We start from the raw sequence: 18841 nt of genomic DNA, 5'->3' as shown, positions 1-18841 counted from the left end.
TGGTGTCCTTCTTGGTCTAGCCTCAGCGGCCGCCGCTTACATTCAGGATCGCGCCCGTCGAATAGGACGCCGCGTCCGACAACAGATAGAGGATTGCGCGCGCGACTTCATCCGATGTGCCCGCCCTTTTCATCGGCAGCGTGTCCTGGATGCGCGCCACCCGGTCGGGCTGGCCGCCAGAGGCATGGATTTCGGTGTCGATGATGCCCGGGCGCACCGCATTGACGCGAATGCCCTCGGTCGCCACTTCGCGGGCAAGCCCGAGGGTGAAAGTATCGATCGCGCCCTTGGACGCGGCGTAGTCGACATACTCACCCGGCGAGCCATGCGCCGAGGCGGCCGACGAAACGTTGACGATGGCGCCACCCTTGCCGCCGTGCAGCGTCGACATACGCCTGACAGCCTCGCGCGCGCAGAGAAAGGAGCCGACGACATTGATGCGCATCATGCGTTCCAGCCGCGCGCCGCTCATCTCGTCGAGGCGCGCCTTGGCGTCGACGATGCCGGCATTGTTGACGAAGGCATCGAGCCGCTCCCAGGCACGGTCGACCGCCTCGAACATGCCGACGACATCGGCCTCGTTGCCGACATCGCCTCTCACCGCGATCGCTTCGCCGCCGCCAGCCTCGATCTCGGCGACCAGCGCTCTGGCGGCGCCTTCATTGGAGGCGTAGTTGACCGCGACGCGGTAGCCGGCTTCGGCGCCGAGCCGGCACACCGCCGCACCGATGCCGCGGCTGCCGCCGGTGACCAGAAGAACCTTTTGCGCCGCGCTCATTCCTGGCAGCCCTTCAGCAGAAACGCATCCCACGGCACCTTGGAAAAGCCATCGGCGCCATAGGCCGCCGACATCTGCAGCGACGGCCCAAGGTCGGGAAAGATCAGCGTCTTCGGCGCATCGACGCCTTCGGCCGGCAGCAGGGCGATGTTGCCCTTGTCATCGGCACTGTAGACGACGCCTTCCCAGACCGTGCAGGCGGCAAGCTCGTCGCCGGTGACATCGCCGGTTGGGCATTTGTACATCAGCGAACCATGCGGCCGCGCCACGCCGTCCGTCCACATGACGATGCCGTCCAGCACGACGCCCTTGTCGAGCACCATCTTGAAGCTGTTGGTGACGGTGGCCGAGTCCATGGTCGGCCTGAAATCGATCCCGGCCTCGCTTTCGGCATCGCCATAGACGGCAAGCGCCAGCGGGCAAGCGGCATAGGCATTTGCAGCGACCAAGGCCATACCGGCCGCAAGCGATGCGACCGGTAATCCCCTGGGCAGACGAAAGGAACGGGTCGTCATCCGGTGGTGCGATCCTTTCTCCGGGCTCGCCTTGAACCCGTTCTAGAGGTCGAGCACCAGCCGTTCCGGATCTTCCAGGCTTTCCTTGACGCGGACGAGGAAGGTCACCGCTTCCTTGCCGTCGACGATGCGGTGATCGTAGCTCAGCGCCAGGTACATCATCGGCCGGATGACGATCTGGCCGCCGACCACCACCGGCCGGTCCTGGATCTTGTGCATGCCCAGAATGCCCGATTGCGGCGCATTGAGGATCGGCGTCGACATCAACGACCCGTAAACGCCACCGTTGGAAATCGTAAACGTGCCGCCCTGCATGTCGGCGACGGAGAGCTTGCCGTCGCGCGCCGCGAGGCCGAGCCTGCCAATTTCCTTCTCGATCTCGGCGATCGACATCTGGTCGGCGTTGCGCACGACCGGCACGACGAGGCCTTTTTCGGTGCCGACGGCGACGCCGACATGGGCGAAGTTCTTGTAGATGATGTCGGTGCCGTCGATCTCGGCGTTGACCGCGGGGATTTCCTTCAGGGCATGCGTCACTGCCTTAGTGAAGAAGCCCATGAAGCCGAGCTTCACGCCGTGCTTCTTCTCGAACACGTCCTTGTATTTGGTCCGCAGCGCCATCACCGCGCTCATGTCGACCTCGTTGAAGGTGGTCAGCATGGCGGCGGTCGACTGCGCTTCCTTCAGCCGACGCGCGATGGTCTGACGCAGCTTGGTCATGCGCACGCGCTCCTCGCGCGAGGCATCGTCGGCCGATGACGACGCGCGCACGACAACCGGTGCTGCCTTCGGCGTCTCGGCCGGCTGCGACGGTGCGCCCTTGGCGATGGCATCGAGCACGTCGCCCTTCAGCACCTGGCCGCGCTTGCCTGAACCCGCGATCTGGTCGACCGCGAGATTGGCCTCGGCGAGCAGCTTTGCCGCGGCCGGCGCCGGCGGCATCGAGCGCTGTTCGATCGCGCCGGCGTCGCCGGCGATCTTGGCGCTCTCGGCCGCGGCCTGCTTGACGGTGGACGCCGCCTCGGGGCTCGACGCCTGTGACACGGCTTGCGGCTTGGTTGCGGGAGCGGCAGCGCCGGCCCCGGCCGAAATCGTCCCCAGAAGCGCGCCGACCCCAACGGTCTCGCCTTCCTTGGCGGTGATCTCCGAGAGCGTGCCCGCGCTCGCCGCCGGCACCTCCACCGTCACCTTGTCGGTCTCGAGCTCGACCAGCGGCTCGTCGGCGGCGATCGCGTCGCCGACCTTCTTGAACCATTTGCCGATGGTCGCCTCGGTGACGGATTCGCCGAGTGTGGGGACGCGGATTTCGGTAGCCATTGTGCCTGTCCGTTCTCTTGAATGGGTTCTATTCGCCGAGCGCGTCGTCGAGCAAGGCGGCGAGCTGGCTGAGATGCTTCGACATCAGTCCGGTCGCCGGCGAGGCAGAAGCCGGCCGGCCGGTGTAGCGCACCCGCTGATGCTTGGCGTCGATATGCGCCAGCACCCATTCGAGATACGGGTCGATGAACGACCAGGCGCCCATGTTCTTCGGCTCCTCCTGGCACCACACCATCTCCGCGCTGCGGAAGCGCGACAGTTCGGTGATCAGCGCCTTGGCCGGGAACGGATAGAGCTGTTCGACGCGCAGCAGGTAGATGTCGTTGATGCCGCGCTTCTCGCGCTCTTCGTAGAGGTCGTAATAGACCTTGCCCGAGCACAGCACGACACGGCGGATCTTGGAATCCTTGACCAGCTTGATCGCCTGGCCGGAAAGCAGCTGGGCATCGTCCCACAGCAGCCGGTGGAAGGAGCTTTCGCCGGAGATCTCCGGCAGCGTCGACACCGCCCGCTTGTGGCGCAGCAGCGACTTCGGCGTCATCAGGATCAGCGGCTTGCGGAAGTCGCGCTTCAGCTGCCGGCGCAGAATGTGGAAGTAGTTAGCCGGCGTGGTGACGTTGGCGACCTGCATGTTGTCTTCGGCGCAAAGCTGCAGGAAGCGTTCAAGCCGGGCCGAGGAGTGTTCGGGACCCTGGCCCTCATAGCCATGCGGTAACAGGCAGACGAGGCCCGACATTCTGAGCCACTTGCGCTCGCCCGACGAGATGAACTGGTCGAACACCACCTGGGCGCCGTTGGCGAAGTCGCCGAACTGCGCTTCCCACAGCGTCAAAGCCTTCGGTTCGGCGAGGCTGTAGCCATACTCGAAGCCGAGCACCGCTTCTTCCGACAGCATCGAGTTGATGACCTCGTAGCCGGCCTGCGCCGCCGAAAGATTGTTGAGCGGGATGTAGCGGGTTTCGTCGCGCTGGTCGTAGAGCACGGAATGGCGCTGCGAGAAGGTGCCGCGCTCGGAATCCTGGCCCGACAGCCGGATCGGATTGCCGTCGAGCAGGATGGCGCCGAAGGCCAGCACCTCGGCGGTCGACCAGTCGATGCCTTCGCCGGACTCGATCGCCTGGCGGCGGTTCTCGAGGAAGCGCAGGATCGTCTTGTGCGCCTCGAAATCCTTCGGCACTTCGGTCAGCTTCTTGCCGATTTCCTTCAGCGTCTTGACCGGCACGGCGGTCTTGCCGCGCCGCTGTTCGTCCTGGTTGTCGGCCGTGCGCAGGCCCGACCAGGCGCCGTCCAGCCAGTCGGCCTTGTTCGGCTTGTAGCTCTGGCCGACCTCCCATTCCGATTCGAGATGCGCCCGCCAGTCGGCCTTCATCTTGTCATACTCAGCCTGGGTGATGTGGCCTTCGGCGATCAGGCGGTCGGCATAGATCTGCACAGTCGTCTTGTGGTTGCGGATGCTGCGATACATGATCGGCTGGGTGAAGGCCGGCTCGTCGCCCTCATTGTGGCCGAAGCGGCGATAGCAGAACATGTCGACCACGACCGGCTTGTGGAACTTCATGCGGAATTCGGTCGCCACCTTGGCGCCATGGACCACGGCTTCCGGGTCGTCGCCATTGACGTGGAAGATCGGCGCCTCGATCATCTTGGCCACATCCGACGGATAGGGCGACGAGCGCGAGAAACGCGGATTGGTGGTGAAGCCGATCTGGTTGTTGATGATGAAATGCAGCGTGCCGGCGACGCGGTGACCGCGCAGGCCCGACAGGCCGAGGATCTCGGCAATCACGCCCTGGCCGGCGAAGGCGGCGTCGCCGTGGAGCAGCAGCGGCATCACCTTGGCGCGTTCCGACAGCGGCACGATCTCGCCGCGCTCGCGCCCGGCGAACTGGTCCTGCTTGGCGCGCGCCTTGCCCATCACCACCGGATCGACGATTTCCAGATGCGAGGGGTTGGCGGTCAGCGACAGATGCACCTTGTTGCCGTCGAACTCGCGGTCCGAAGAGGCGCCGAGATGGTACTTGACGTCGCCCGAGCCCTCGACCTCGTCGGGAGCCGCCGAGCCGCCCTTGAACTCGTGGAAGATGGCGCGGTGCGGCTTGGCCATCACCTGGGAGAGCACGTTGAGGCGGCCGCGATGCGCCATGCCGAGCACGACCTCCTTGAGGCCGAGCTGGCCGCCGCGCTTGAGGATCTGCTCCAGCGCCGGGATCAGCGACTCGCCTCCGTCGAGGCCGAAGCGCTTGGTGCCCTTGTACTTGACGTCGATGAACTGCTCGAAGCCTTCCGCCTCGATCAGCTTTTGCAGGATCGCCTTCTTGCCGGGAGCGGTGAAGGTGATCTCCTTGTCGGCGCCCTCGATGCGCGCCTGGATCCAGGCCTTCTCCTCGGGATCGGAAATGTGCATGAACTCGACGCCGAGCGTCGAGCAATAGGTGCGGGTGAGAATCTCCAGCATCTGCCGGATCGTGCCGAATTCAAGCCCGAGCACATTGTCGAGGAAGATCGGCCGGTCGTAGTCGGCGGCGACGAAGCCGTAATTCTCCGGCGACAGCTCGTTATAGTCCTCGAGCGGCTTGGCGATGCCGAGCGGGTCGAGATTGGCGTGCAGATGGCCGCGCATGCGGTAGGCGCGGATCATCATGATGGCGCGCACCGAATCGCGCGTCGCCTGGTGCACGTCGGCGTCGGAAAGGACGATACCGTTGGTGACAGCTCTGTCCTTGACCTTCTTTTCCAGATGCTTTTCGACGATGCCCCAATTGCCGTCGAGCGCCGACACCAGCTCGCCATTGGCCTGCAGCGGCCAGGACGGCCTGGCCCATGAGGCGCCCTTGGCGTTCTTGCGGACATCGGCGGCGTCGTCCTGCAGCGCCGCGAAGAAGTCCTGCCATTCGGGGTTGACCGATTCCGGATCGTCCTCATAGGCGGCGTAGAGCGCGTCGATATAGTCGGCATTGCCGCCATAGAGGAAAGAGGTGAGCGAGAATTGGTCGTTGGCCTGATCTTGTCTTGCCATTTTCTCAGCGGAGCGCCTGCTCCGTCTCCTTTTCAAAAGCGAATAGTGAGTAGCGATTAGCCTGGGTCGCCGTCGTTACTCTGTTCTTCCCTATTCGCTATTCACTACTCACTTAACCCTTGATCGCCTCGACCAAGGTGGTGCCCAGCCTTGCCGGCGAGGGCGAAACCTTGATCCCTGCCGATTCCATTGCCGCGATCTTGTCCTCGGCGCCGCCCTTGCCGCCGGAGATGACCGCGCCCGCATGGCCCATCGTGCGGCCGGCCGGCGCCGTGCGCCCGGCGATGAAGCCGGCCATCGGCTTCCTGCGGCCACGCTTGGCTTCGTCCTTGAGGAACTGCGCGGCGTCTTCCTCGGCCGAGCCGCCGATCTCGCCGATCATGATGATCGACTTGGTCTCGTCGTCGGCGAGGAACATCTCCAGCATGTCGATGAACTCGGTGCCTTTCACGGGATCGCCGCCGATACCGACGGCGGTGGTCTGGCCGAGGCCGACATTGGTGGTCTGGAACACCGCCTCATAGGTAAGCGTTCCCGAGCGGGAAACAACGCCGACCGAACCCTTGCGGAAGATGTTGCCGGGCATGATGCCGATCTTGCATTCGTCGGGGGTGAGCACGCCGGGGCAGTTCGGGCCGATCAGCCGCGAGGTCGAGCGGTCGAGCCGCGCCTTGACCTTGACCATGTCCATCACCGGTATGCCTTCGGTGATGCAGACGATCAGCGGGATCTCCGCCTCGATCGCCTCGATGATCGCTTCGGCCGCACCCGCCGGCGGCACATAGACGACGGAAGCGTTGGCGCCGGTCTTTTCCTTGCCTTCGGCGACGCTGGCGAAGATCGGCAGGCTTTCGCCCGTCGCGCCGGTCCAGGTCTCGCCGCCCTTCTTGGGGTGGATACCACCGACCATTTTGGTGCCGTGATAGGCCAAAGCCTGCTCGGTGTGGAACGTGCCGGTCTTGCCGGTCAGGCCTTGCACGAGCACCTTGGTGTTCTTGTCGACGAGAATGGACATTGGAGCCCTTTTTAAAAACCGTTGATCGAGGAAGGCTGCGCGGTCATGGTCAGAGCCGCTTGAGATCGGCGACGGTGAGGTCGCTCTTGGCATTGCCGGTGTTTAACGTCGTCGCCGGCTCGAACATCAGCACCACCGGCTCATCGGTGAGCGAGCGCGGCCGGTGCTCGACGCCGCGCGGCACGACGATGAAGTCGCCTTCGCCGAGCTCGACCGGACCGTCGCGGAAATCGATGGCGATACGCCCGCGCAGCACGAGGAAGGCTTCGTCCTCATTGTCATGCGCGTGCCAGTCGAAGACCTCGCCGAACTTGGCGACCTTCGCCTGGCTGTCATTGACGTCGCCAGCGATGTGCGGATCGAACACCTTGGTGATCGTCCGGTCCGCCGCCTCGACGAGGTTTATCTTGCGCGGAGGCACAGGCTCAGCCCTTCACCGCCGCAACGATCTTCTTGGCAGCATCATCGAGGTCGTCGGCGGAGACGACGTTGAGGCCGCTGTCGTTGATGATCTTCTTGCCAAGCTCGGCATTGGTGCCTTCGAGCCGCACCACCAGCGGCACCTTCAGCCCGACTTCCTTGACCGCGGCGATCACGCCCTCGGCAATGACGTCGCACTTCATGATGCCGCCGAAGATGTTGATCAAAATGCCTTCGACCGCCGGGTCCCGGGTGATGATCTTGAACGCCGCCGTCACCTTCTCCTTGGAAGCGCCACCGCCGACGTCGAGGAAGTTGGCGGGCTCGGCACCATAGAGCTTGATGATGTCCATCGTCGCCATGGCAAGCCCGGCGCCGTTGACCATGCAGCCGATATTGCCGTCGAGCGCGACATAGGCGAGGTCGTATTTCGACGCCTCGATCTCCTTCTCGTCCTCTTCGGTGGTGTCGCGCAGCTCCATCACGTCGGGGTGGCGGAACAGCGCGTTGTTGTCGAACGACACTTTCGCGTCGAGCACGCGCAGCCGGCCGTTCTTCATGACGATCAGCGGGTTGACTTCGAGCAGGCTCATGTCCTTCTCGACGAAGGCCTTGTAGAGCAGCGGGAACAGCGTGCCGCCGTCCTTGGCCGCGTCGCCGTCGAGCTTCAGCGCGCCGTTGAGCGTCTGCACGTCATCCGCCGTCACGCCCTTTTCCGGATCGACGGCGACGGTGATGATCTTTTCCGGCGTGTCGTGGGCGACCGCCTCGATGTCCATGCCGCCCTCGGTCGAGACGACGAAGGCGATACGGCCGACCGAACGGTCGACCAGGATCGACAGATAAAGCTCGCGCTCGATGTCGGCGCCGTCCTCGATATAAAGCCGGTTGACCTGCTTGCCGGCCGGGCCGGTCTGCTTGGTGACCAGCGTGTTGCCGAGCATCTCGTTGGCGTTGGTGACCACATCGGCCACCGACTTCGCCAGCCGCACCCCGCCCTTGGCGTCGGGCGAAAGTTCCTTGAACTTGCCCTTGCCGCGGCCGCCGGCATGGATCTGGCTCTTCACCACATAGAGCGGGCCGGGCAGCGCCTTGGCGGCGGCTTCCGCCTCGCTCGCCTCGAACACCGGCACGCCCTCGGCAACCGGCGCGCCAAAACTCTTCAGCAGCGCCTTGCCCTGATATTCATGGATGTTCATGGCTCAATATCTCCAGATCGATTGCTGGGGGATCACTTCGAGGCGAGGTGCGGGGCGATCTTGACGCAGGCTTCGGTGAGGCCCTGCACCGCTGCCACCGAGCTGTCGAACATCTTCTGCTCGCTCTTCGAGAGGTCGATCTCGATGATGCGCTCGACACCGCCGGCGCCGATCACCACGGGAACGCCGACATAGGTGTTCTTGACGCCATACTGGCCCGAGAGGTGCGCCGCACACGGCAGCACGCGCTTCTTGTCCTTGAGGTAGGCCTCGGCCATCGAGATCGCCGAAGCGGCCGGGGCGTAGTAGGCCGAGCCGGTCTTCAAGAGGCCGACGATCTCGGCACCGCCATCGCGGGTGCGCTGGACGATCTGGTCGAGCTTGTCCTTCGAGGTCCAGCCCATCTTGACGAGATCGGGCAGCGGAATGCCGGCGACCGTCGAGTAGCGGATCATCGGCACCATGGAGTCACCATGGCCGCCGAGCACGAAGGCGGTGACATCCTCGACCGAGACCTTGAACTCCTCGGCCAGGAAATAGCGGAAACGTGAACTGTCGAGCACGCCGGCCATGCCGACGACATGGGTCTTGGGCAGGCCGGAAAACTTCTGCAGCGCCCAGACCATGGCGTCGAGCGGGTTGGTGATGCAGATGACGAAGGCCTTCGGCGCGTATTTCTTCAGCCCGGCGCCGACCTGTTCCATGACCTTGAGGTTGATGCCGAGGAGGTCGTCGCGGCTCATGCCCGGCTTGCGCGGCACGCCGGCGGTGACGATGCAGACATCGGCGCCCTCGATCCCGGCATAGTCGTTGACGCCGGTCAGCCTGGAGTCGAAGCCGTCGACCGGCGACGATTGCGCGATATCCAGCCCCTTGCCTTGCGGAATGCCCTCGGCGATATCGAACAGCACCACATCGCCGAGATCCTTGAGGCCGATCATATGGGCGAGCGTGCCGCCGATCATGCCAGAGCCGATGAGCGCTATCTTGTTGCGTGCCATGTCAGGATGTTTTCCCTTGTCGGTGACGGCGCCAAACGGCGTCGAGGAAGAGGCCGGAATGCTGCGGGGAACCGCGGATTTTCGCCGCACCCAATAGCCCCGGTGGAGATGAAATTCAAACGATTATTTTGGGCGTAGGAATTTCAATCGGTTAGATGGTTTGGGACTTACGTAAACGTCAAAATTTGTGAGCCGACTTTGGGGAATTTACACAATGACGATCGAAATCAGAAGGCTTGAAGCGGGCGATGACGCCCTTGTGATGCACGTCGCCGAGGACGTGTTCGACGAGCCGGTGCGGCCTGACCGGCTTGCCGCCTACCTCGCCTCGCCGGGACATTTCATGATCGTGGCATTGGCCGACGGCGTGGTGGTCGGCCAATGCGCCGCCGTCATCCACCGCCATCCCGACAAGGTGAGCGAACTCTACATCGACGAGGTCGGCGTGACGCCGGCCTTCCTGCGCCAGGGCATCGCCCGAAAAATGCTCGACGCCATGTTCGCGATTGGACGTGAGCATGGCTGCGGGGAGGCTTGGGTAGGAACCGAACCGGACAATGCTGCGGCGCGGGCACTCTATGAGTCGCGCACCGGGCGGCATGGGCCAGCGGAAGAGTTCGTCATGTATGTGTATGAGCTTTAGGCTTCACCTGACGAGTACTTCCTGCCGGCAACCATGGTATGATGCGCACAATAGTGCAGCCGTCAGCGCACGAATACGAATGGAGGGATGCTCATGGGAGCGCGACATTCCATCGAGGCGAGACCTGAACCAGTCAGCTTCGATACCGGCCGGGCTGCGGTCATGGTCATCGACATGCAGAACGATTTCGGCAGTCGCGGCGGCATGTTCGACTTTGCCGGCCTTGACATTGCGCCGATCGGCCGTCTCGTCCAGCCCATCTCGCGCTTGCTCGAGGCGGCGCGCAATGCCGGACTGTTCATCATCTACACAAGACAGGAGCACAATGCCGACCTCTCCGATGCCGGAAGCGAGGACGCCCCGCACCGGATCAAGCACAAGCGCATGAATGTCGGGCGCACCGTCGCGGCCCCGGACGGCAGCGAAAGCCGGGTCCTGGTGCGCGGCACCTGGAATACGGCGATCGTTCCGGACCTCTCGCCCCACCCTGGAGACGCCGTGATTTCGAAGCATCGCTTCAGCGCTTTCTTCGAAACCTCGCTCGACTCTGTACTGCGCGCCAGAGGCATCGACACGTTGATCTTCACCGGGGCGACGACAAGCATATGCGTCGAATCGACGGTCCGCGACGCGACATTCCGCGATTATCGCTGCATCGTGCTCAGGGATTGCACGACGGAGCTGATTGGCGCAAACGCCCCGCGCAGCAACCACGAGGCATCGCTGCTCGCCATCGAGGTCCTTTTCGGCTGGACGGCCGAGTCTGATGCCGTGATCGGCGCCCTGGCCGAGCAACGCGCAGCGGCCGAATGAAGGATCGGCCCGCCGGCCTAAACGCCGAGTTGCAGTGAGCGAAGCCTTCTACGCCTGCGCCTGTTGCGCCTCCGGTGGCGTCGCCTTCTGCGCCCAATCCTCCAGCCAGTCGCGACTCTGCATCTCGATCAGCCGCGAGGCGGTGCGCTCGAATTCGAACACCTCGTTGCCGCGCTTGGCCGTATAGAGCCCGGGCGGCAAGGCTTCGGCGCTGACCACCAGCCGCACATGATGGTCGTAGAGCGTGTCGATCAGCAGGATGAAGCGTTTGGCCTCGTTGCGCTTGCCTTCGCCGAGCACCGGCACATGGTCGATGAAGAGGGTCGAGAAGCGGCCGGCGATCGCCAGATAGTCACGCGCGCCGAGCGGCTTTTCGCAAAGATCGGCGAAGGAGAAGCGCGCCGCTTCGCCGGCGGCGCGGGGTACCGCCACCTGCCGTCCCTTCACGGTCAGCGCCGTCTCTGCCGTCGGCCGACCATGCGTCATCGCTTCCCAGGCCTGGTCGAGCATCTGGTCGGCGCCTGCATCGTCCGGCGTGACATAGACCGGCATGCGGCTGAGCTTTTCGAGCCGGTAGTCCTTGTCGGCGTCGAGAGCAAGCACCTCGGCATGCCGCCCCAGTATGCCGACAAAGGGCAGGAAAAGCTGACGGTTCAGCCCGTCGCGGTAGAGATCGTCGGCTGTGACATTGGAGGTGGCGACCAGCACGACGCCATTGGCAAACAGCGCCGAAAACAGACGGGACAGGATCATCGCGTCGGCGATGTCGGTGACCGAGAACTCGTCGAAGCACAGCACCCAGGCCTGCTCGGCCAGCGCGCGCGCCACTGGCGGGATCGGATCGTCCTCCTTGACGTCGCCATTCTTGCGCGCCTGCCGGTGCTTCTGGATGCGGTCCTGCACATCGGCCATGAAGTCGTTGAAATGCGCGCGGCGCTTGCGCCGAACCGGCAGCAGCTCGAAGAACATGTCCATCAGCATTGTCTTGCCGCGGCCGACGCCGCCATGGATGTAGAGACCCTTGACCGGCGCGGGCGGCTGCTTGCGGGCAAACAGCCAGCCGAGCGCGCTCGACTTCTGCGCCAGCCGCTTGACCGAGATCTCGTCGGTCAGCCGGTCGAGTGCCGCGGCGATGCGCTCCTGCGCCGGATCGCGCTCGATGGCGCCGGTCTCGACCAGATGGTCGTAGCGCTGCCTGACGGTCGCATGGGTCTGGAGGCCGTCACGCAGATGCATCGGTCACGTCGTTCTCGAGCAATTCCAGGAAAAGTGTGTAGCGGTTTTCCGTCCGGAATTGCGTAAAAACAAATAAGGGGCGGATCGGCCTATCTTGTAAGCGAGATCGGCAGGCCGGTGGAAGTCTGGCCGTCGAATTTCTCGCCGCCCGAGGAATAGAGGCGCGCCAACGTGCCACCATTCTCGTCGTAAAGCGTCAGCTGCTTGCCGGCGACGTTCCAGGACTTGATGCCGTCGATCGGCGCTGGGCAGTGCAGCGGGCCGGCGCGGTAGCCGGCGCCGAATTTGGTTTGTGGCGTCGCCACCTTGCAGCTCTGGCCTGACACGCTGGCGTTCCAGACGCCGGCAACGCTGGCCGCGGTCAGATCCGGTGCGCCGGCGGGCGCCGTGCCGTCCGGCGGCAGCGAGGCGACCTGGCTGTTCCCCGGCGCTGTCGGGAACTGCGACGGGTCGGTGGTGCCGGGCGCGGCCGGCGGCGGCAGCTGGTTTCCCGTGACCGTTCCGGATGGCGCCGGCGTCAGCGGCGCCGGCTGCTGGTCGTCCATCGAGGAGAACCGCGAGGTCGAACAGCCGCTTGCAACAAGCGCGGCAAGCGATACGGCCACCAGAGCAGTCTTCGAAAAAATCATTCCAACCTCCGTCGGATACGGCTGGGGGGACGCCGTCCGCGCAATCTCTCCCTCACCAAGATGGAGAAGGTGGCAGAATTTCAACCCGATATGGTTAAAATAGGGTTTTCGGCGCGATTGTTGCAATTTTATCGCAACAGCCGTGTGACCGCTCAGGCGCCTGTTGCCGTCTGGCCCGCGAATGCGCGGCGTTTTGGGCGTGAAAGCTAGAGCTATTTGTTTTTTGCGCAATTCCGGACGGAAGACAGCTACGCACTTTTCCTGGAATTGCTCTACGAAGGGAGCCGCGCGCTCGGCACGAAGACGTAGCCGTCCGGGCCGACGACATGGCATTCGCGCAAGCCGTGCGGCTTGTCGATCGCGCCGGCGAGCACGATGTGCCCGAGGTCGCGCGCTTTGGCTTCAACCGCATCCGGATCGGCGCCGTAGAGGCGAAGCTCGATGCCCGTACCGCGCGTTTCGGCGCCCGCGATGACGCCGGTCATCGGGTTGTCGAGGTAGCTGTGGTCGGCATGCAGCATGAACACCGACCCCAGGAGTTTGATCGCCGCGAAATCCTCATCGGCATAGATGATCCGTGCGCCGAGCACGTCGCGGCAAAAAGCTTCCATGGCCGGCATGTCGGTGACCAGAAGATTGACGCCGATGCCCCGCGCCAGCGAGCGGCCGAAATCCTCGGCCTTCATCCACGGTGTTTTGGTTCGCTTCTTCGCCATGGTGGTCCCCTGCCTTGCCGGTTCCCACGATTCTAGCCGATGCAGATCGCCTACCCTTGGCATTCGCCGGCCAAATGCTTGCGCCAGACAGCCAAGGCCCTATCTCAGACGAAAGGGACGCAGCGGGAGCGGAAGAAAAAATGGCTGCGAGAAAAAGAGCCGCCAACCGCTACTATGGCGGCCCGCCCAGCGATCATTTCGACGGCACCTTGTTCTTCAATCCCGACGGCCAGCCGCCGGGCCGCTTTGCCGACCTGCTGAAATGGCAATTGAGCGGTGAGCGCTCGAAATGGCCGGCGGCCAGTCCGAGCCCGTTTCATCAGGCAAGGCCGGACGAACGGATCGACGGATCGGGGCTGCGGCTGACCATGGTCGGCCATTCCTCGCTGCTGGTCCAGACGGCCGGTCTCAACATCCTGACCGATCCGGTCTGGTCGCCGCGCGTCTCGCCGCTCTCCTTTGCCGGGCCGAAACGGGTCAACGCGCCCGGCATCGCCTTTTCGCAGCTGCCGCCGGTCGACCTCGTTCTGGTCAGCCACAACCATTACGACCATCTCGATCTCGCCACGCTGAAGCGATTGAAGGCCAAGCATGACCCGCAGGTGCTGACGCCGCTCGGCAACGACGCCATCATCGACGATGTGGTGCCCGGCATGCGGCTCACGGCGCATGACTGGGGCGACAGGGTCGAGATCGGCGACGATGTCGCCGTCCATGTCGAGCCGGTGCATCACTGGTCGGCGCGCGGCGCGCGTGATCGGCGCATGGCGCTGTGGGCGGGTTTCGTCGTCGAAACCCCGGCCGCAAAGGTCTACTTCGCCGGCGACACCGGTTTCCATGGCGGCACCAATTACCGGCTGATGGCCGAAAAACATGGCGGCTTCCGCCTCGCCATCCTGCCGATCGGCGCCTATGAGCCGCGCTGGTTCATGGCGCCGCAACACCAGAACCCGGAAGAGGCGGTGCAAGGCATGAAGCTGTGCAACGCCGCCCATGCCGCCGGCTGTCACTGGGGCACGTTCCAGCTCACCAACGAGCCGATCGACGAGCCGGCCCGGAAACTGGCCGATGCGCTGAACGCGGAGGGGGTGCCGCAAGAGCGGTTCCGCGCCTTGCGGCCGGGCGAGGTCTGGGACGTGCCGGAAATCGGCTGAGGAACCCAACCTTTGAAAACGCGTTGGTTCCACAACGCATTCGGCTGGGAGGCTTTCCATGATCAAGTGGATCATCATCCTTCTGATTGTCGCCGCCGCCGCGAGCCTGCTCGGCATGCCGGCACTGGCAGGTGCCGCCGCCACCGGCGCGCGCATCCTCATCGGCATAGTCCTCATCATCTTCCTGCTGCTCGTGCTGGGCGTCTTCGCGGTGACATAGGCGCGGCGTCTTCGCCGTCGCCAGCCCGGCGTCTTCGCCGTGGCCCAGCTCGGCATCTTCGCCGTAGCTGAGCCCGTCGTCTTGAAGTGTGGCACACTGGTAATTCCTGCCCGTTTCCGCCATATAGCGGCAAAAGGACATGGAACCATCGGAGCAATGGCAGGCACGGCCCCCTTCGCCAAGATGAACGGCATCGGCAACGAGATCATCGTTGCCGACATGCGCAGCCGTGCCGATCGGGTGACGCCGGCCGCCGCTATCGCGCTGAATGCCGATGCCGCGACCAAGTTCGACCAGATCATGGCGATCCATGACGCGAGGACGCCGGGCACCGCCTTCTTCATCGATATTTTGAATTCCGACGGTTCCGGCGCGCAGGCCTGCGGCAATGGCATGCGCTGCGTCGTCCAGGCGCTGGCAGCCGAGACCGGCCAGAAGATATTCACCTTCGAGACCGTCGCCGGCATCCTCAACGCCAGGGAGCACGCCGACGGCACGATCTCGGTCGACATGGGCACGCCGCGCTTCGGCTGGCAGGATATTCCGCTGGCCGAGGAATTCCGCGATACCCGCATGATCGAATTGCAGATCGGCCCGATCGACGCGCCGGTGCTGCATTCCCCTTCGGTCGTCTCGATGGGCAATCCGCACGCCATCTTCTGGGTCGACAGCGATGTCTGGTCCTATGAGCTCGACCGCTTCGGTCCGCTGCTCGAAAACCATCCGATCTTCCCCGAGCGCGCCAACATCACCATCGCGCAAGTGACCTCACCGGATACCATGATCATTCGCACCTGGGAGCGCGGCGCCGGCCTGACCAAGGCCTGCGGCTCGGCCGCTTGCGCCGCGGTGGTCGCAGCCGCCCGCACCAGGCGCACGGGACGCAGCGTGTCGCTGATGACCCCGGGTGGCGGCTCGCTGCATGTCGAATGGCGCGACGACGACCACGTCATCCTGACCGGTGCCGCCGAATGGGAATTTTCCGGCAGCTTCGACCCGTCGACCGGCGCCTGGGCCCGCGACACCGAAAGCGCGGCCTGATGCCCGCTCTTCAAAAAGGTGTCGACGTCGTCACCTTCGGCTGCCGGCTGAACACCTATGAATCCGAGGTGATGCGCCGCGAAGCCGAAAGCGCCGGCCTCGGCGAGTTGCAAGGCGGCGCCATCATCTTCAACACCTGCGCCGTCACCGGCGAGGCGGTGCGCCAGGCCAAGCAGTCGATCAGAAAAGCCCGCCGCGAGAACCCGGCCGCCCGTATCATCGTCACCGGCTGCGCTGCGCAGACCGAGCCGGAAAATTTCGTCGCCATGGGCGAGGTCGATCTCGTTCTCGGCAATGAAGAGAAATTGAAGGCGCACTCCTATCGCGCGCTGCCGGATTTCGGCGTCAACGACACCGAGAAAGCGCGCGTCAACGACATCTTCTCGGTGCGTGAGACGGCCGGCCACATGGTAGACGCCATCGAGGGCCGGGCGCGCGCCTTCGTCCAGGTGCAGAACGGCTGCGACCACCGCTGCACCTTCTGCATCATCCCCTACGGCCGCGGCAATTCGCGTTCGGTGCCGATGGGCGCCGTGGTCGAGCAGGTCAAGCGTCTCGCCGGAAACGGCTATGCCGAGATCGTGCTGACCGGCGTCGACATGACCAGTTTTGGCGCCGACCTGCCGGGCGCACCGAAGTTGGGCAAGCTGGTGAAGACCATCCTGAAGCAGGTGCCCGACGTGAAGCGCCTGCGGCTGTCCTCCATCGATTCGATCGAGGCCGATGACGAATTACTCGACGCCATTGCCACCGAGCCGCGGCTGATGCCGCATCTTCATCTGTCGCTTCAGTCGGGCGACGACATGATCCTGAAGCGCATGAAGCGCCGGCATCTGCGCGATCAGTCGATCCGCTTTTGCGAGGATGTGCGCAAGCTGCGCCCCGGCATCGTCTTCGGCGCCGACATCATCGCCGGCTTCCCGACCGAGACCGAGGCGATGTTCGAGAACTCGGAAAAGATCGTCGAGGAATGCGGCCTGACGCATCTCCATGTCTTCCCGTTCAGCCCACGCGAAGGCACGCCCGCCGCGCGCATGCCGCAGGTCCGCCGCGAGGTGGTCAAGCAGCGCGCCTCCCGGCTGCGCGCCGCCGGCGAGGCCGCCTACCGCCGCCACCTCTCCTCGCTCGCCGGCACACGTCAGTCGATCCTGGTCGAGCGCGATGGGCTCGGCCGCACCGAAGGGTTCACGCTTGCCGCGATCGCTGCAGGTTCGCCGGGCGAGATCGTCGAGGCCGATATCACCGGCCATGACGATGCCCGCCTGATCGCCGCGCCCGCTACCCGCGCCGCCTGAGAAACGTAAAGCATGGCTGGTTTTTTCAAGAAGATATTTTCGTTCGGCAAGAAGGAAGTGGTCGAGGAGCGGATCGACGAGACCGCACCGCTGCCGCCGATCAAATGGGACGCGCTGGACGCGCTGAAGCCGGCGGCCGAGCAGGCGTTGCCGGAGTTTTTGAAGCGCGACGAGCCGCAGCCTGCGGCAGAGGTCGCGCCGCAGGCTGAACCGACGCCGCCTCCCGCTGTTGAGCCAGAAGCGCCGCCGCCGCCGCAACCGATCGAGCCGACCCCGACCATTCCATCAACGCCGGAGCCGGTTGTTCCGTCCGAGCCGGAACCTCTGCCGGAACCCGAGCCTGTCGAGGAGCCGGAGCCCGAGAAACCTGTCGAGCCGCCAGCGCCTAAGGAAGTTCCGGCGCCACCCGTCGTTCCGGAGCCCGCCCCCGAACCGCAGCCTCAGGAAGTCCCGCCACCCGCGCCGGCCGAGCCGGAGATCACGCCGCCGCCGGAGACACAACCGGAGCCCGCGCCGGTCGAAGTGCCGACGCCTCCTGTGGAGGTTCCGGCCGAAACGCCGGCGCCTGAAATTCCTCCGGCTGAAGTCTTGCCGCCCATTCGCCAGCCCTCACCCGTCGAGCCACAGCCGGTGCGTGCCGAGATTGCGCCGGAGATCGAAGCCGCGCCAACGCCCCACCCTCCCCTCGATGAGGAGGGTCGCCACGAAGCGGCGGGGTGGGGTGACAGCGCCGGCGCCGATCACCCCTCAGCTGCGCTCGGGACCTCCCCTATCGAGGGGGAGATACAGTCCGCGCCCATCCCACAACCAAAGCCCGCTCCTGGCAAGGTAACCGTCACCAAGAAGGTCGAGCAGAAGGCCGAGCCGCAGAAAGCGCCGGAGCCGGCGCCGAGGCGCTCATGGTTCCAGCGCATGAAGGACGGGCTTGCCCGTTCGTCCCGCGAACTCTCCGGCAACATCGCCGGCGTCTTCACCAAGCGCAAGCTGGACGACGACACGCTACAGGATCTGGAGGACGTGCTGATCCGCGCCGACCTCGGCCTGGAGACGGCCTTGCGCGTCACCGACGCGCTGGCTTCCAGCCGCTACGGCAAGGATGTCTCCGACACCGAAGTGCGCACGGTGATGGCGGCCGAGGTGGAGAAGGTGCTGACCCATGTCGCCATGCCGCTGGAACTCGACCTCTCCCATAAGCCGCATGTTATCCTGGTCGTCGGCGTCAACGGCACCGGCAAGACCACGACCATTGGCAAGCTGGCGGCCAAGCTGACCGATGGCGGCCTGTCGGTGATGCTCGCCGCCGGCGACACTTTCCGCGCTGCGGCGATCGAGCAGCTCAAGATCTGGGGCGAGCGGACGAAGTCGCCGGTGATCGCCTCTAAACTCGGCGCCGACGCCGCAGGCCTCGCCTACGACGCCTTCGAGAAGGCCAAGGAGGCCGGCTCCGATGTGCTAATCATCGACACCGCCGGACGGCTGCAGAACAAGACCGAGCTGATGGCGGAACTTGAAAAGATCGTCCGCGTGCTGGGCAAGCTCGATCCGGAAGCGCCGCACACCGTGCTGCAGACAGTCGACGCCACCACCGGCCAGAACGCGCTCAACCAGGTCGAGATCTTCCGCAATGTCGCTGGCGTCAACGGCCTGGTCATGACCAAGCTGGACGGCACGGCGCGTGGCGGTATTCTGGTGGCGATCGCGGCAAAGCACAAATTGCCGGTCTATTTCATTGGCGTCGGCGAACAGGTCGACGACCTCGAACCTTTCTCGGCAAGCGAATTCGCGAGGGCGATCGCTGGAGTGGCCTAACAAGCGTGATCTCGAAAGGCGCAA

18 protein-coding genes are annotated in these 18841 nt (G+C 64.6%); 7 read left to right on the top strand and 11 right to left on the bottom strand.

The window, feature by feature from the left end:
- Window positions 1-22 precede the first annotated feature (22 nt).
- From AC1RUK_RS28825 to mdh, 8 genes are all read right to left on the bottom strand, one after another.
- Window positions 23-778: an SDR family oxidoreductase gene (locus AC1RUK_RS28825; RefSeq protein WP_481837917.1), complete on the bottom strand. Its 756-nt coding sequence runs from the start codon at window positions 776-778 to the stop codon at window positions 23-25.
- Window positions 775-1293: a hypothetical protein gene (locus AC1RUK_RS28820; protein WP_481837918.1), complete on the bottom strand. Its 519-nt coding sequence runs from the start codon at window positions 1291-1293 to the stop codon at window positions 775-777. The genes AC1RUK_RS28825 and AC1RUK_RS28820 overlap by 4 nt, the downstream gene beginning before the upstream one ends.
- A gap of 42 nt (window positions 1294-1335) precedes the next feature.
- Window positions 1336-2610, bottom strand: coding sequence for a 2-oxoglutarate dehydrogenase complex dihydrolipoyllysine-residue succinyltransferase (odhB, locus tag AC1RUK_RS28815; protein WP_481837919.1), 1275 nt, complete (start codon window positions 2608-2610; stop codon window positions 1336-1338).
- A gap of 28 nt (window positions 2611-2638) precedes the next feature.
- A complete protein-coding gene (locus tag AC1RUK_RS28810) occupies window positions 2639-5626 on the bottom strand; it encodes a 2-oxoglutarate dehydrogenase E1 component (RefSeq protein WP_481837920.1) in 2988 nt (995 codons plus the stop codon).
- Window positions 5627-5738: 112 nt separating this feature from the next.
- Entirely contained in the window at window positions 5739-6641 is a 903-nt protein-coding gene (gene sucD, locus AC1RUK_RS28805; protein WP_481837921.1) for a succinate--CoA ligase subunit alpha, read from the bottom strand.
- 49 nt (window positions 6642-6690) lie between these two features.
- Entirely contained in the window at window positions 6691-7062 is a 372-nt protein-coding gene (locus tag AC1RUK_RS28800; protein ID WP_481837922.1) for a cupin domain-containing protein, read from the bottom strand.
- Between the two features lie 4 nt (window positions 7063-7066).
- Entirely contained in the window at window positions 7067-8260 is a 1194-nt protein-coding gene (sucC, locus tag AC1RUK_RS28795) for an ADP-forming succinate--CoA ligase subunit beta (protein WP_481837923.1), read from the bottom strand.
- A 32-nt stretch (window positions 8261-8292) separates the two neighbouring features.
- Complete coding sequence (gene mdh, locus AC1RUK_RS28790; RefSeq protein ID WP_436169858.1) at window positions 8293-9261, bottom strand: malate dehydrogenase; 969 nt, start codon at window positions 9259-9261, stop codon at window positions 8293-8295.
- A gap of 214 nt (window positions 9262-9475) precedes the next feature.
- Here mdh and AC1RUK_RS28785 point away from each other — a divergent pair, with 214 nt between their 5' ends.
- Together AC1RUK_RS28785 and AC1RUK_RS28780 are read left to right on the top strand one after the other, a co-directional pair.
- On the top strand, window positions 9476-9904 hold the full coding sequence (locus AC1RUK_RS28785; protein WP_481837924.1) for a GNAT family N-acetyltransferase: 429 nt from the start codon (window positions 9476-9478) through the stop codon (window positions 9902-9904).
- A 93-nt stretch (window positions 9905-9997) separates the two neighbouring features.
- Complete coding sequence (locus AC1RUK_RS28780) at window positions 9998-10717, top strand: cysteine hydrolase family protein (protein ID WP_481837925.1); 720 nt, start codon at window positions 9998-10000, stop codon at window positions 10715-10717.
- Between the two features lie 48 nt (window positions 10718-10765).
- Here the strand turns inward: AC1RUK_RS28780 and zapE are convergent, their stop codons facing one another.
- From zapE to AC1RUK_RS28765, 3 genes are all read right to left on the bottom strand, one after another.
- Window positions 10766-11953 carry a cell division protein ZapE gene (zapE, locus tag AC1RUK_RS28775; RefSeq protein WP_481837926.1) on the bottom strand — a complete coding sequence of 396 codons (1188 nt, stop codon included), beginning with the start codon at window positions 11951-11953 and terminating at the stop codon, window positions 10766-10768.
- Window positions 11954-12042: 89 nt separating this feature from the next.
- Window positions 12043-12582, bottom strand: coding sequence for a protease inhibitor Inh/omp19 family protein (locus AC1RUK_RS28770; protein WP_481837927.1), 540 nt, complete (start codon window positions 12580-12582; stop codon window positions 12043-12045).
- A 272-nt stretch (window positions 12583-12854) separates the two neighbouring features.
- Window positions 12855-13298: a VOC family protein gene (locus AC1RUK_RS28765; protein WP_481837928.1), complete on the bottom strand. Its 444-nt coding sequence runs from the start codon at window positions 13296-13298 to the stop codon at window positions 12855-12857.
- A 140-nt stretch (window positions 13299-13438) separates the two neighbouring features.
- On the opposite strand from AC1RUK_RS28765, the gene AC1RUK_RS28760 reads away from it, so the two are divergent.
- The 5 genes from AC1RUK_RS28760 to ftsY all read left to right on the top strand — a co-directional run bounded on the left by AC1RUK_RS28760 (window position 13439) and on the right by ftsY (window position 18817).
- Window positions 13439-14452, top strand: a complete 1014-nt coding sequence (locus AC1RUK_RS28760; protein ID WP_481837929.1) for an MBL fold metallo-hydrolase — start codon at window positions 13439-13441, stop codon at window positions 14450-14452.
- Between the two features lie 58 nt (window positions 14453-14510).
- The gene (locus AC1RUK_RS28755) at window positions 14511-14672 is read left to right on the top strand and encodes a DUF1328 family protein (protein ID WP_120014473.1); all 162 of its coding nucleotides are present in this window, start codon (window positions 14511-14513) and stop codon (window positions 14670-14672) included.
- Window positions 14673-14828: 156 nt separating this feature from the next.
- Entirely contained in the window at window positions 14829-15713 is an 885-nt protein-coding gene (gene dapF, locus AC1RUK_RS28750; RefSeq protein WP_481837930.1) for a diaminopimelate epimerase, read from the top strand.
- Window positions 15713-17008, top strand: coding sequence for a tRNA (N(6)-L-threonylcarbamoyladenosine(37)-C(2))-methylthiotransferase MtaB (gene mtaB, locus AC1RUK_RS28745; RefSeq protein ID WP_481837931.1), 1296 nt, complete (start codon window positions 15713-15715; stop codon window positions 17006-17008). Before dapF ends, mtaB begins: the two co-directional genes overlap by 1 nt.
- A 12-nt stretch (window positions 17009-17020) precedes the next feature.
- Window positions 17021-18817 carry a signal recognition particle-docking protein FtsY gene (gene ftsY / locus AC1RUK_RS28740; RefSeq protein WP_481837932.1) on the top strand — a complete coding sequence of 599 codons (1797 nt, stop codon included), beginning with the start codon at window positions 17021-17023 and terminating at the stop codon, window positions 18815-18817.
- Window positions 18818-18841 lie beyond the last annotated feature (24 nt).

Source organism: Mesorhizobium monacense (assembly GCF_056781675.1).
This window is presented reverse-complemented; position numbering and strand designations above follow the sequence as displayed.

Excerpts from the sequence above, each read along its gene's own strand:
- AC1RUK_RS28825 (WP_481837917.1), bottom strand. The coding sequence starts at position 778 with ATGAGCGCGGCGCAAAAGGTTCTTCTGGTCACCGGCGGCAGCCGCGGC.
- AC1RUK_RS28820 (WP_481837918.1), bottom strand. The coding sequence starts at position 1,293 with ATGACGACCCGTTCCTTTCGTCTGCCCAGGGGATTACCGGTCGCATCG.
- odhB (WP_481837919.1), bottom strand. The coding sequence starts at position 2,610 with ATGGCTACCGAAATCCGCGTCCCCACACTCGGCGAATCCGTCACCGAG.
- AC1RUK_RS28810 (WP_481837920.1), bottom strand. The coding sequence starts at position 5,626 with ATGGCAAGACAAGATCAGGCCAACGACCAATTCTCGCTCACCTCTTTC.
- sucD (WP_481837921.1), bottom strand. The coding sequence starts at position 6,641 with ATGTCCATTCTCGTCGACAAGAACACCAAGGTGCTCGTGCAAGGCCTG.
- sucC (WP_481837923.1), bottom strand. The coding sequence starts at position 8,260 with ATGAACATCCATGAATATCAGGGCAAGGCGCTGCTGAAGAGTTTTGGC.
- mdh (WP_436169858.1), bottom strand. The coding sequence starts at position 9,261 with ATGGCACGCAACAAGATAGCGCTCATCGGCTCTGGCATGATCGGCGGC.
- AC1RUK_RS28785 (WP_481837924.1), top strand. The coding sequence starts at position 9,476 with ATGACGATCGAAATCAGAAGGCTTGAAGCGGGCGATGACGCCCTTGTG.
- AC1RUK_RS28780 (WP_481837925.1), top strand. The coding sequence starts at position 9,998 with ATGGGAGCGCGACATTCCATCGAGGCGAGACCTGAACCAGTCAGCTTC.
- zapE (WP_481837926.1), bottom strand. The coding sequence starts at position 11,953 with ATGCATCTGCGTGACGGCCTCCAGACCCATGCGACCGTCAGGCAGCGC.
- AC1RUK_RS28770 (WP_481837927.1), bottom strand. The coding sequence starts at position 12,582 with ATGATTTTTTCGAAGACTGCTCTGGTGGCCGTATCGCTTGCCGCGCTT.
- AC1RUK_RS28765 (WP_481837928.1), bottom strand. The coding sequence starts at position 13,298 with ATGGCGAAGAAGCGAACCAAAACACCGTGGATGAAGGCCGAGGATTTC.
- AC1RUK_RS28760 (WP_481837929.1), top strand. The coding sequence starts at position 13,439 with ATGGCTGCGAGAAAAAGAGCCGCCAACCGCTACTATGGCGGCCCGCCC.
- AC1RUK_RS28755 (WP_120014473.1), top strand. The coding sequence starts at position 14,511 with ATGATCAAGTGGATCATCATCCTTCTGATTGTCGCCGCCGCCGCGAGC.
- dapF (WP_481837930.1), top strand. The coding sequence starts at position 14,829 with ATGGCAGGCACGGCCCCCTTCGCCAAGATGAACGGCATCGGCAACGAG.
- mtaB (WP_481837931.1), top strand. The coding sequence starts at position 15,713 with ATGCCCGCTCTTCAAAAAGGTGTCGACGTCGTCACCTTCGGCTGCCGG.
- ftsY (WP_481837932.1), top strand. The coding sequence starts at position 17,021 with ATGGCTGGTTTTTTCAAGAAGATATTTTCGTTCGGCAAGAAGGAAGTG.